We start from the raw sequence: 12,021 nt of genomic DNA, 5'->3' as shown, positions 1-12,021 counted from the left end.
GGAGTATGACTGACACCTTCTATCGCGATTTCGAGGCACGATTTCGTGGCGATCCTTCTCTTATTCGGGAGCGTTTGCGAGTATACCAGCCCTTCCTGTCGCCACTCGCCGCTCAGAAAGGGGACGCACAGGCGCTTGATCTGGGATGCGGTCGAGGTGAATGGCTGGAAATTCTTGAAGAGGCTGGCCTGAGTGCACGTGGCGTCGATATCGACAAGGGGATGCTTGATATCGCTCACCAAAAAGGTCTGGCGGTTGAACAGATGGAGGCGCTGCCGGCGTTGAAAGCGCTGCCAGACAACACGCTTGCCCTAGTGTCCGCATTTCATTTGATCGAGCATCTGCCTTTTGACGATATTCGCGAACTGGTAACAGAGGCGCACCGTGTTTTGCGCCCTAGTGGGCTTTTGATTTTGGAAACACCCAATCCGGAAAATCCACTTGTTAGCTTGGTCAATTTTCATCTTGACCCTACGCACTTGCGACCGCTGCCTCCGGGGTTAACCAGTTTTCTCACCGAGCATGTCGGGTTCGAGCGCAACGTGATTCTTCGTTTGCAGGGCAGTGAGCCAAGAGAGGAAACAGCTGCTCATTTGATCAGTCTTTTCACAGATGTTTCGCTTGATTATGCAGTGGTAGCACAGGTTGATGGACCAGAGATCGGTGCTCTGGATGAGGCGTTTTCGCTTCGAATTGGGATGGACCTGATCCAAGGTGTCTACCGGTTTGACAGAGCATTATCAGAGATTCACCGGGCGCTGGGCAACGTTCCACCTCTCGCCACGGAAGTGTCGAGCCTTCGCGATGATATCATGCAACTGCAAAGAACGCACACAATGACCCAAGTTCAACCCAAGCGCGGAGCGCTTGAAAAAAAGCTGTTCCGCCCAACGAACGGGCGTCCAGTCCGGACATTGCGGAGGCTGCTCTTCCACGCGAGCGGTAAGCCGCGCGGGATATTTCGTAGGTGGGTATTGAATCACGACGGATCTCCTCGGCGCCAATTCCAGCAATGGATGGCAAGCCCGGAATATCTGGCGCTACACTGGCCGACGAGCCAACGCTTGAACGCAGCACCTAAATCCTCAGAAGACGATGGCAACGGGGCAACTTTCCTTTCAGGGGAGGCTGAAATCTCGACAACAAAATGGGCTTCACCCGAACCCTTCGTGCAAAACTCGGAACTCGTCATGTCGCGCGGTGCCGAAGGAGGGCACTGGATAACCCACCGAAATGATTCCGTGATTGGCGGGTCTCTTCGTCAGACTGGCCAGTTCCAGGAGCACGCCATTGATGATGTAATGCAGATTCTTGCCCAAAATGGGCATGAAATCGCGACGTCATGTTTCGTGGATATCGGAGCGAATATCGGCTCCCATTCGATCCATGCGGCACGGCGTGGTTTTGACCGCGTTATCGCTTTTGAACCAGACCCGCAAAACTTTCGACTTTTGCGCGCTAACACTTTCCTGCATGACGTAGATCACAAGGTGTCCTGCCACCAAATGGCAGTATCGGACAGAAACGGCACGATGCAGATGGAGCTCTCGCCTTCCAATTTCGGAGACCATCGCCTTCGCGTCTCAGGCGACATCGCGAATAATCTACATGATGAGGGCAATTGGATCCTTCAGGATGTGCCGGTTCGGACCTTTGACAGTTTAGTCGAGGATGGCCTGCTGCCGGAAGACGGGCCCGATTTGATTTGGATCGATACGCAAGGGCATGAAGGTCACGTGCTGGCCTGTGCAAAAAGAATGGCCACAATGCGTTGCCCGGTTGTGCTTGAGTTTTGGCCCTATGGTCTTGAGCGTTCCGGGGGTTACAAAATGTTACGCGACGCAATCGCATCACGCGACGATATCCAGGTCATTGATCTTGGCACATCTAACCCGAATAGCCTAAACCAGCTGTCTCTTGATGCGCTTGATCAGATGTACGAGGCATTGCGGCAAGGCGAGTCCAAGGCCGGTTCTCCGCATACTGATCTTTTGCTGATGCCAAATCTTACAGGCTCTTGATACCATTGTTACAATTCAACTACGGAAACCTATCGTGAAACTGCGTCGGGTCTTATCGCGCTTCTTGCATTCTTCCGAAACGCTGCCTTTGTCTGCGCCGGCCCCGCAGATGACTGCAGCTCATCTCGCTGAAATTGCGGAGCGCCAGGAACGGTTACTGCTGGCCACTGGGCAGGTTGCTGCCCGGCAGGTTCGGGCGATGGAAAGGCTTGAATGTATCGCCGACGCAGAATTCCGCATCCATTCTCAATTCGGGGAAGATGGCATTATCGAATGGTTGGTCTCGCAACTGCCAAGCATACCACGCGTCTTTGTTGAGTTTGGAGTTGAAAACTATACCGAAGCGAATACGCGCTTTTTGGTGCGCCACAGGGGGTGGCGCGGTCTGATCATGGATGGGTCAGCCGCGAATATTGCGTATGTTCGGGCAGATCCAATCCACGTCTTCAATGACATAACGCCCGTTGAAGCCTTTATTACTGCGGAAAATATTGACACTCTGCTGATCGAACACGATCTGTCGGACGAAATTGGCATTCTTAGTGTCGATATTGACGGCAACGACTATTGGGTGCTGGATGCGATTAGCACCGTATCTCCGGCGATACTGATTGTTGAATACAACGCGATCTTTGGTGATTTGCATAACCTGACTGTCCCTTACGATCCGGGCTTCGAACGTTTCTCGGCACATTATTCAGGCCAGTATTATGGTGCATCTCTGGGTGCGTTAAAAATGCTGGCCGCTGCGAAAGGGTATCAATTTGTCGGAACAAACTCGGCCGGCGTGAACGCATTTTTTGTACGTGATGACCTCGCCTCACATATCACATCAAAACTTGATACATTTCGCGCATGGCCATCCCGGCACCGGGACTCGCGGGATGAGAATATGGCAATGTCCTTTTTTCGCGGGCTCGATCGTGCAGAACTTATTTTGGATAAGCCTGTTATCGATCTGTCGTCGGGCAAGACGCTGACCCTCCGAGACCTGGGCCCGCTTTACAGTGATCACTGGATAAGCGAAATGTAGAGACCTTAGCCAACCCTGGAACCGCTGACCTTAATTCAGATAGCTGGATCGCGTTACCTAAAAGTGTATTCCATGACAATTCATTAGGTAGATTTCAGTGTATTTAACTGTCTGCAGTCGGTCTTCGGAATCACGGCTTTCGGCGGTCGCGGTTTTGCTCAGCTCCGAAATGCTGCTAAAGGCGGCACGATGCCCGGAAACTTGTTTACTAGATAAGTTAAATCTTTGTCTTCAAGTGTGTAGGGGCCGGGACGTCCACAGGAGCTCACTCTTGTTTTCGTCACAACCCTCTGGCCTTTGGGTGCGCCTGTTTGCGTGTAGCCAGCCTTTGCCTGCATGTTCTGAGAATCGAACCATGTTTCAAAATCCACATACTTTTGTGAAAGCGTGGAAATTTGGGTTTTTTTGTTTGAGTATTTGTTGATTTGTAGGATTGTTGTGGGATGTGTTGAGATGAGATCGAGACGAGACCGCCAAATGGTCGTTCCTGATTTGTAACCGCTCCGGGATCGCAATCATCGTTAAACAGGATAGAAACAAATGCTGAATCCAAAGACGTCACAGACCGATGAAAGCACCGACCTGCTGTCTCATGCGGTAAAGATAGCCGACTTGGCCAGCGAAGCAGCGCGGGGGTATTTTCGTGGCGCGCTGGGGGTTGAGTTCAAGTCGGACGAAAGCCCGGTGACACAGGCCGACAAGGGTGTTGAAGCGCAGGTTCGCGCCTATCTTGGACAGCATTTCCCCGATCACGGCATCTTTGGCGAAGAACATGGGTTCGAGGGTCAGGATTGTCGCGAGGTTTGGATCATCGACCCGATCGATGGAACCCGGTCATTCCTGTCAGGGCATCCGCTGTTTGGATTTCTGTTGGGGCATCTGGTTGACGGAAAACCGGATATCGGTGTGATAGGCATGCCTGCGATAAATGAAGTATTTACCGGCGTTGTTGGCCGGGGCGCCACGTTGAATGGCCGTGAGATCACGGCTTCGGCCCAAACGCGGCTGGATCAGTCCATTCTTTTTGTAAACGAGGGGGACAAGATTTATCGCGATCACCCAGCGTTATTCGACAGGCTGATGCAGTCTGGACAGACCAGACGGTTCGCCTATGATTGCTACCCCCATGCCCTGCTGGCGGCGGGCCATGTGGATGCTGTGATCGACTATGACCTTCAGCCCTATGACTACCTGCCAGTGATGGCTGTGGTAGAAGCTGCGGGTGGGGTGATGACAGATTGGGAGGGTCGGCCGCTTGACCTGAACTCCGACGGCCGGGTGATTTCAGCGGCAACACCCGAACTGCACGGGGAAATGCTGGATTTGGTGAACGGGTAGGATCATGGCGATAGTAAGCTTTCTCATCAGCCTGGCCGGAGCCACGATGCTGCTGCTTTATGCAGTGCGGATGGTCCGCACAGGGATCGAGCGCAGCTATGGGGCTTCGTTCCAGCGCCTCATGACAGGCCAAAGCCATTATGCACAGGCGTCAATGGTCGGCATTGTAATGGCGGTGGTTCTGCAAAGCTCGGCAGCGGTTGCCCTTTTGACATCGGGTTTTGCTGCTGGGGGGTTCCTGACCTTTCCCACCGGCCTTGCAATCGTGCTGGGCGCTGATCTCGGTTCGGCGCTGATCATTCAGGTTTTGTCGTTCCAGCTGGGTTGGCTGATACCGTTGCTTCTGGCGGTTGGTGGGTATCTGTTTGTCAAGACCGAGGCCAAGAAGCCCCGGCAATTGGGGCGCATCCTGATGGGGATTGCGTTCATCCTTATCTCATTGCGCTTTTTGCGCGAAGCCATGGACCCGATCCGGGACAGTGCTTTTTTGCCTGCCGTCGCCGAGTATCTGGCGCGCGACTATATTACAGCGTTTCTGGTCGGCGGCGCGCTGGCCTTTGTCATGCATTCCTCGGTCGCGGCGATCCTGATGTGTGTGACGCTGGTCCAGATCGGCGCAATCCCGTTTGCCGCCGGGCTGTCGCTGGTATTGGGGGCCAATTTCGGTTCAGCTTTCATACCTGTTTGGCTGAGCAGGGGGATGGAAATGCCCGCCAGGCGCATACCCTTTGCCAACCTGGCCTTGCGCGGCAGCTGGGCGATAGTCACCCTTTTCGCGGCGACTGCGGCACTGCGTGCTGGTGTTCTGGGGGATTTGCAGGGCGGTCAGATGCTGGTCAATGCGCATCTGGCATTCAATGCCTCGTTGCTGTTGCTGGCACTGCCGTTCTGCGGGCGATTGCGTGCGCCGTTCGAGCAGTTTTTTCCGGACCCGAAATCTGCGAACGCGCTGGCCCAGGCAGGTCGCCCGGCCAGCGCGCTGGATGTGCGCACCGCCGGCAGCCCCTCCCAGGCGCTGTCCAGCCTCAAGCGTGAACTGCTGCGGATGAGCGATCTGGTCGAGTCGATGTTCCGCCCGTCACTGGAATTGTACCGCAGCGGCGACAAGGACCAGATACGCGCCGTGAGGGACATGGACGAAGATGTGAACGACTGCCTGTCGGGCATTCGAAAATTCGTGGCCGCCATTCCCGAGGAGACATTCGGAAAGCAGAACGCAAAAGTGGCACGCGACCTGATGGAATACGCAATCCGTCTGGAAACTGCGGGCGACGTTGTTGCCAAGCGGTTGACTGTTCTGGCGGGCGACATACGGAAAAAGGGCGCTTCATTTTCAAAAGAGGGCTGGTCGGAACTGGTTGAGATGCACGAAGGCATCCTGGCCAACCTCAAACTGGCCTCAAACGTTCTGATCTCGGACGATCTGGAAAGCGCCCGTCTGCTGAGCCTTGAGAAAACCGAAATCAAACGGGCCGAGCGCGACAGCCGCAAACGCCACCTCAAACGCCTACAGCACGGCAGTACGGAAAGCTTTGAGACCAGCGATATCCACCTGGAAACCCTGCGCGCGTTCCGTGAATTCAACAGCCACATCGCTGCGGTGGCCTATCCGATCCTGTATCGGAACGGGCAATTGCTGGAAACCCGCCTGATCGAAGAAATGCCGCACAAGGAACAGGACGAGGATACGGAGGTCTAGGTCCAACAGCACCGGCAGAGATCGGTTTCGTACGGATACGGTCTGTTACAGATTGTAACCGCTCGGGCCAGTTTCTGCCGCTTTTTCGCGTCGCCGTGCTGGACGCGGGATTAGAATAAGATAGCGTGTCGGCACTTGTTTCCGGGGGCTGTCCGTGCTGCGTTTCTTAATCTTCCTTCTGTGTCCGGTCGTGCTGGCGGCATGTGTTGACCGGACTGTATCCGAAACGCTTCCATCTGCATTGGAAATCGGAACTCCCGAAACGGTTTTTGCGGCCACGACGCGTGCGCGCGAGCCCGATGGCGCGTATGGATTCCGCCGCGCAGAACGCCTGCAATTTCTGGAAACCACCGTGTCGATACCACCGGGGCGTTCACCGGGAAGCCTTAAATTCTCCTATGCAAACCCTGACCCTAGAAAACAGTTCGTGCTGGCAGAGGTAGATCAGCTAAGCGGGCCGCAACAGCTGAAGGACAGGCTGAGTGGGGCTGACGAAGTCACGATTTTTGTGCACGGCTATAACTCCACTCAGACAGAGACATTGTTCCGGGCCGCTCAGCTGTCGCATGATATCGGTTTACCCGGTCAGATCCTTGTCTATTCATGGCCCAGCCGCGCGACAGGCTATGGTTATGCCTATGATCTGGACAGTATGTTGTTTGCCCGTGATGGGCTGGAAGAAACCATTCGTCTACTCAAATCCATGGGAGTCAAGCGAGTAGCCCTTGTGGCGCATTCAATGGGCGGCGCGCTGGCTATGGAGATGATACGGCAAACCGAACTGAAACAGCCGGGCTGGGCAAAGCGAAATCTGGAAGGCCTTATTCTGATATCGCCCGATCTGGATGTGGATGTTTTTCGGTCGCAGATGAACAGTATCAAGAATCCTCCTGATCCTTTTGTCCTGATGGTGTCCAAGAAAGACAAGGTCCTGAACGTCTCCGGCCGGTTGAGGGGAACCGCCGATGGTGAAAGGCTGGGCAATATCGGATCGGCCGAGAAGCTGTCAGATTATCCGATTGAAATCCTGGATACGACTGCCTTCAACAGCGATGCGGAATCCTCCCATTTTGTGGCTGCTACTTCTCCGGCCTTATTGACTATCCTCCGCTCTGTGCGCCGGGTCAGCGAAACATTTGGGCGCGATGACCGGCGCGGGATCGACATTCTCGTGCCGCCAAGCCAGCGCAATCCTGCTGGCGCCACAGAAATCGTGCTGACTGAAACCGGCCAGGCCCAGGTAAGTAATCCGTGACGCGGGTTTCCCTGCACCGATTTCTTGCGGACAACGCGACCTGGCTTGGGGCCGGCGTTCTGCTGACATTTCTGTCCAGTTTCGGGCAGACCTTTTTCATCTCGGTCTTTGCTGGTGAAATCCGCTCGGAATTTGGCCTCAGCCACGGCGCATGGGGTGGGCTGTACACGTTAGGCACGACCCTGTCCGCCGTCGCGATGATCTGGGCCGGAGGGTTGACGGATATCTTCCGCGTACGGGTTTTGGGCCCGGTTGTGCTGGCGGGACTGGCGTTGGCCGCGATTGCAATGGCGCTGAACACCTGGCTGCTGCTGTTGCCGTTGGTGATCTTTTTGTTGCGGTTATTTGGGCAGGGGATGAGCACGCATCTTGCCGTGGTCGCAATGGCGCGCTGGTTCACGGTTACGCGGGGCAAAGCGCTTTCCATAGCGTCCACCGGCTATGCGCTTGGCGAGGCGTTGCTGCCGCTGATCTTTGTTGGCGCCATGGTTTATCTGGATTGGCGTTGGCTGTGGGTTGCCGCGGCGGGCATCACGGCGCTGGGTATTCCGGTTCTGATGCGGCTGCTACGAGAAGAGAGAACTCCACAAAGCCTCGCCAACGCGTTTTCAGCATCGGGAATGCAGGGAAAACACTGGACCCGCCGGGACGCTCTGTTCCATCCACTTTTCTGGTTCATGGTGCCATCAGTGCTTGGGCCATCCGCATTTATCACCGCGTTTTTCTTTCATCAGGTTTATCTGGCTGATGCGAAGGGGTGGCAGCATATCCAGCTGGTGGCGCTATTTCCGATCTTTACCGGAATATCCCTGCTATCCATGTTTGCATCGGGCTGGGCGCTGGATAAATGGGGAACCGCCCGGATCATGCCCTACTATCAGCTTCCGATCGCACTTGGGTTCGTCATTCTGGGCACAACCAATTCAATCGGCGGCGCAACCCTTGGGCTGGTTTTCCTGGCTTTGACCGTTGGGGCAAACAGCACGTTGCCCAGCGCATTCTGGGCCGAATTCTACGGAACCCGACATATCGGTGCGATCAAGGCGATGGCCGCGGCTGTCATGGTTCTGGGATCGGCCATCGGCCCCGGCCTGACCGGCGTTCTGATTGACCTTGGCATTTCGCTGAACACACAGTTCATCTGGGTTGGGGTGTTTTTCGTGCTGGTTTGCGTTCTGGTCCGAACCGGCATTTCCCGCGCCCGTCGGACTTTTAGCGCATTCGCCTGAGATAGACGTAATAAGCGCCGTCGCCGCCATGGCTGATATGCGCTGGCGTGATCTGCATCACCGCCTGCGCCAACGGCGGTATGGACAGCCAGTGCGGCACCTGATTGCGCAGAATGCCGCGCGGGGTGGGGATCGGGCCGGGTTCGTCGCGGTCCTTGCCTTTGCCGGTTACCACCAGAACCAGTCGCTTACCTTGTGCCTGTGCGCTCAGAATAAAGCGGATCAACGCAGGATGGGCCGTATCAACCCGCATACCGTGAAGATCCAGCTTGCCTTCGGGCTTTAGCTTACCGCGTTTCATCCGGCCAAAAGCTTTGATATCCATCTGAACAGGCGCGGCACGCAGCGCATCCGTCACCGATGGCTTCAGATCGTTTGGCTTTGGTTTCGGCTGAAGGTTCTGACCAAGCTCAAACACCTCAAACCGGGGTTTTGGTGTTTTTCTGGGTCTGGGCTTCGGCAGGGTGGTCGGATGGACACTCTGCGGACTGTCCGGATGCAGCCGCTCGGCCTGTTTGGTGACCTTGCGCCATAGCTCGATCTCGTCGGTTGTCAGTTTGCGCCGTGTCATCAGAATTCATCCGGCAACAGGGCATAGGCGCGCTGAATAGGCAGCAACAGAACCATCCGACCCGGATCTTTCAGCCTGCCCGCAGCCTGCCCGGCCTCTTCACCGGTTCCGAAAAAGATGTCGGCGCGCTGCGCGCCTTTGATGGCCGCGCCCGTGTCCTGCGCGATCATAAGCCGTCGCAACGGGTTTTCACCGTCCTTTTCCACCCAAACAGGTGCGCCCAACGGTGTATAGGCGGGGTCTGCCGCAATCGAGCGCATTGTTGTGATCGACCGGTTCATCGCCCCCAAAGGTCCAAATTCAGGGGCAACGCGTGAGACTTCGCGAAAGAAAACGTATGACGGGTTGTGAAACAGCAACTCGGCACCGGCCTCGGGGTTTTTGCGCACCCAGGCACGGATCATCTGGGCGCTGACCTCATGCGCACCCAGAACCCCGCGTCGCACCAGCTCAACACCAATCGACCGATAGGGGTGACCATTCGCACCACCATATCCAACCCGCAGCGCACCACCATCCGACAATCGAATGCGCCCCGAGCCCTGAATTTGCAGAAAGAACAGCTCGACAGGGTCGTCGACCCACGCGATCTCTAGCCCGCGGCCCTGCATCACATCACCGGTCAGGATGTCACGACGGCTCAGCCATGGTCCTTCGGCACGGGCTTCGGGCGGCATCTTGTAGATCGGGTATTTGAAACGGTCTGTCCGGGTGCGCGCGCCGTCAAGCTCGGGTTCAAAATAGCCGGTAAACAGGCCCTCTTTGTCATCCTCGACCAGAACAGGGCGGAAGAATAACTCGAAAAAGGCGCGGGCGGCATCCGGTTCATATGTTCTGGCCACACCACACAAGGCGCGCCAATCCGGATCATCCAGATCACCGCACGTGTTCAGAAAAACGGAAAGGGCCGCGCCGTGGTCGTCCTCGGCCCAGCCCTGCAGATCGTCAAACGACAGTATGTATCGCGTTGCCTCGGCTTCGGCAGCGCTGGCGATGGTCATTGCACCCACCAGTAAAAGCGACCGAAGCGTTGCAATCATGCGTCCGTGGCGACAAGCAGCCAGTTCGGATCGTCCTTGCCCATGACGCGGGCAAAGGTCCAGCTGTCCTTCTGGCGCTTCACAGTATTCGGGTTGCCTTCGACAATATCGCCTCCGCGATCGCGCACGACCGAGGTCAGCTCCCCCACGAACTTCATCGTGATTTCGGCCTGGTTCGTATCCTTGTCGAATTTCACATCCGTCAGGGTGGTTTCCCGCACGCCGATGAATTCGGCCTCGATGGTCAGACCCTGATCTTCGCGTGCTGCCACGACCGAAACAAAAGTCTCAAACACTTCTTCCGACAGGAAAGGCTGGATTTCATCCAGATTGCCCCTTTCAAACCCCATCACGATCATCTCATACGCACCGCGCGCGCCCTGAACGAACTCACTGACCGAAAAACCGGGCTCGACACGTTTCATCGCAGCCAGAGTTTGCGCCTGTTCGCTGTCTTCGGCGACATGATCGGTAATGTCATGATCCGGGCCGCCATCGATCACCTCGAAACCGCGGCGCGATTTATGGGCTTCGGGCTGTTGCTGCACAGGCGGTTTTTCAAAGCCTTCACGCGTGCCCAATACGCTTTTGAGGCGCAGGATCAGGAAAATGGCAATTCCGGCCAGGACCAGGAGCTGGATCATAGGGTTGTCGCTCATTTCATTCTCTTTTCAACGCCGCGACTTTGTATACACGGCCTCATGCCACTATGTAGGTGACAGTGAGTGGCAAGTCCACAGCCCGGCCTAAGGGAAAGGATAACGCAAATGTATCTGTTCTTGGCATTTTTGTTGGTGCCCATAATCGAAATCGCGCTGTTTATTCAGGTTGGTGGTTTGATTGGGTTGTGGCCGACACTTGCCATCGTAGTGCTGACCGCGGTTCTGGGCACGGTTTTGGTACGGACACAAGGTCGCATGGCGCTTGGACAGCTGCAACGGTCCTTTGCCGAATTGGACGATCCGACCGAACCGCTGGCCCATGGGGCAATGATCCTGTTGTCGGGCGCTTTGTTGCTGACACCGGGCTTTTTCACTGATGCCGTTGGTTTTGCGTTGTTAGTTCCCGGTGTCCGCGTCGCCGTTTTCCGCTATCTGAAATCCAAGGTTACCGTGACCCAGTTCCAGATGGGGCCGGGCCCCGGATATCAAACCCGGGGGAACCCGTTCGATCAGGGCGATATCATCGATGGGGAATTCACCGAAGTTCGGCCAAAAAAAGACCCCTCGAAGCCTTCGAAATGGGTGGAAGGTCCCCACCAGCATTGAGGTGCCGCGCCCAACTTGCTAAGCAGTGGCGAATTTCATTTTTGGAGTAGATCCATGGCCGAAGAAAACGCTGCAGAAAACACTGCGGCCCAAGCCGCCCCGCAGGTTCAGATGCGTGTTCTGGGGCAGTTCATCCGCGATATGTCCTTTGAAAACGTGATGGCGCAAAAGGGCGTTTCCGGAGACGTACAACCCGAAATCGCCGTTCAGGTGAATCTGGACGCCAAAAAACGCGCGGCGGACCATCAGTTCGAAGTTTCGATCAAGCTGAACCTGACATCCAAAGCTAAAGGCATGGACGACATACTGTTCCTGTGCGAACTGGACTATTGCGGTATGTTCCACGTGGAAGGTGTGCCGGAAGATCAGCTGCACCCATTCCTGATGATCGAATGCCCGCGCATGTTGTTCCCGTTCCTGCGCCGCATCGTCAGCGACATCACTCGCGATGGCGGCTTCCCGCCGGTCAACCTGGACAATATCGATTTCGTCGCGCTCTATCGCAACGAGTTGATGCGCCGTCAGGCCGAACAGGCCCAAAAAGCCGACGCGTAAGATTTTGACCCG

The 12,021-nt window shown here is 55.8% G+C and carries 11 protein-coding genes; 8 read left to right on the top strand and 3 right to left on the bottom strand.

Going from position 1 to position 12,021, the window contains the following annotated elements; translation table 11 throughout:
• The first annotated feature begins 5 nt into the window (after positions 1–5).
• The 6 genes from AC2FPW_RS18435 (at position 6) to AC2FPW_RS18410 (ending at position 8,575) form a co-directional block, all read left to right on the top strand.
• Positions 6–2,021, top strand: coding sequence for an FkbM family methyltransferase (locus AC2FPW_RS18435; RefSeq protein ID WP_496814881.1), 2,016 nt, complete (start codon positions 6–8; stop codon positions 2,019–2,021).
• A 34-nt stretch (positions 2,022–2,055) separates the two neighbouring features.
• Entirely contained in the window at positions 2,056–3,054 is a 999-nt protein-coding gene (locus AC2FPW_RS18430; protein WP_496814880.1) for a class I SAM-dependent methyltransferase, read from the top strand.
• Between the two features lie 540 nt (positions 3,055–3,594).
• The gene (locus AC2FPW_RS18425) at positions 3,595–4,392 is read left to right on the top strand and encodes an inositol monophosphatase family protein (protein WP_496814879.1); all 798 of its coding nucleotides are present in this window, start codon (positions 3,595–3,597) and stop codon (positions 4,390–4,392) included.
• 4 nt (positions 4,393–4,396) lie between these two features.
• Positions 4,397–6,091: a Na/Pi cotransporter family protein gene (locus AC2FPW_RS18420; protein ID WP_496814878.1), complete on the top strand. Its 1,695-nt coding sequence runs from the start codon at positions 4,397–4,399 to the stop codon at positions 6,089–6,091.
• A 154-nt stretch (positions 6,092–6,245) separates the two neighbouring features.
• Positions 6,246–7,346 carry an alpha/beta hydrolase gene (locus AC2FPW_RS18415; protein WP_496814877.1) on the top strand — a complete coding sequence of 367 codons (1,101 nt, stop codon included), beginning with the start codon at positions 6,246–6,248 and terminating at the stop codon, positions 7,344–7,346.
• Positions 7,343–8,575 carry an MFS transporter gene (locus AC2FPW_RS18410; RefSeq protein ID WP_496814876.1) on the top strand — a complete coding sequence of 411 codons (1,233 nt, stop codon included), beginning with the start codon at positions 7,343–7,345 and terminating at the stop codon, positions 8,573–8,575. Before AC2FPW_RS18415 ends, AC2FPW_RS18410 begins: the two co-directional genes overlap by 4 nt.
• On the opposite strand, the gene AC2FPW_RS18405 is transcribed toward AC2FPW_RS18410, so the two are convergent.
• The 3 genes from AC2FPW_RS18405 to AC2FPW_RS18395 are packed head-to-tail and all read right to left on the bottom strand — an operon-like array spanning position 8,559 to position 10,845.
• Positions 8,559–9,146, bottom strand: a complete 588-nt coding sequence (locus AC2FPW_RS18405; RefSeq protein ID WP_480773029.1) for a Smr/MutS family protein — start codon at positions 9,144–9,146, stop codon at positions 8,559–8,561. The two genes, AC2FPW_RS18410 and AC2FPW_RS18405, sit on opposite strands and share 17 nt — an antisense overlap.
• Entirely contained in the window at positions 9,146–10,186 is a 1,041-nt protein-coding gene (gene mltA / locus AC2FPW_RS18400) for a murein transglycosylase A (RefSeq protein ID WP_496814875.1), read from the bottom strand. Before mltA ends, AC2FPW_RS18405 begins: the two co-directional genes overlap by 1 nt.
• The gene (locus AC2FPW_RS18395) at positions 10,183–10,845 is read right to left on the bottom strand and encodes a Tim44/TimA family putative adaptor protein (RefSeq protein WP_480482550.1); all 663 of its coding nucleotides are present in this window, start codon (positions 10,843–10,845) and stop codon (positions 10,183–10,185) included. Before AC2FPW_RS18395 ends, mltA begins: the two co-directional genes overlap by 4 nt.
• Positions 10,846–10,953: 108 nt before the next feature.
• Between AC2FPW_RS18395 and AC2FPW_RS18390 the strand changes: the two genes are divergently transcribed.
• Both AC2FPW_RS18390 and secB read left to right on the top strand, forming a co-directional pair.
• Positions 10,954–11,454 (top strand): FxsA family protein, encoded by a 501-nt coding sequence (locus AC2FPW_RS18390; RefSeq protein ID WP_496814874.1) that lies wholly within the window; start codon positions 10,954–10,956, stop codon positions 11,452–11,454.
• Between the two features lie 54 nt (positions 11,455–11,508).
• Positions 11,509–12,009, top strand: a complete 501-nt coding sequence (secB, locus tag AC2FPW_RS18385) for a protein-export chaperone SecB (RefSeq protein ID WP_209506872.1) — start codon at positions 11,509–11,511, stop codon at positions 12,007–12,009.
• Positions 12,010–12,021: the final 12 nt, after the last annotated feature.

This window comes from Ruegeria sp. SATB027 (assembly GCF_059613825.1).
This window is presented reverse-complemented; position numbering and strand designations above follow the sequence as displayed.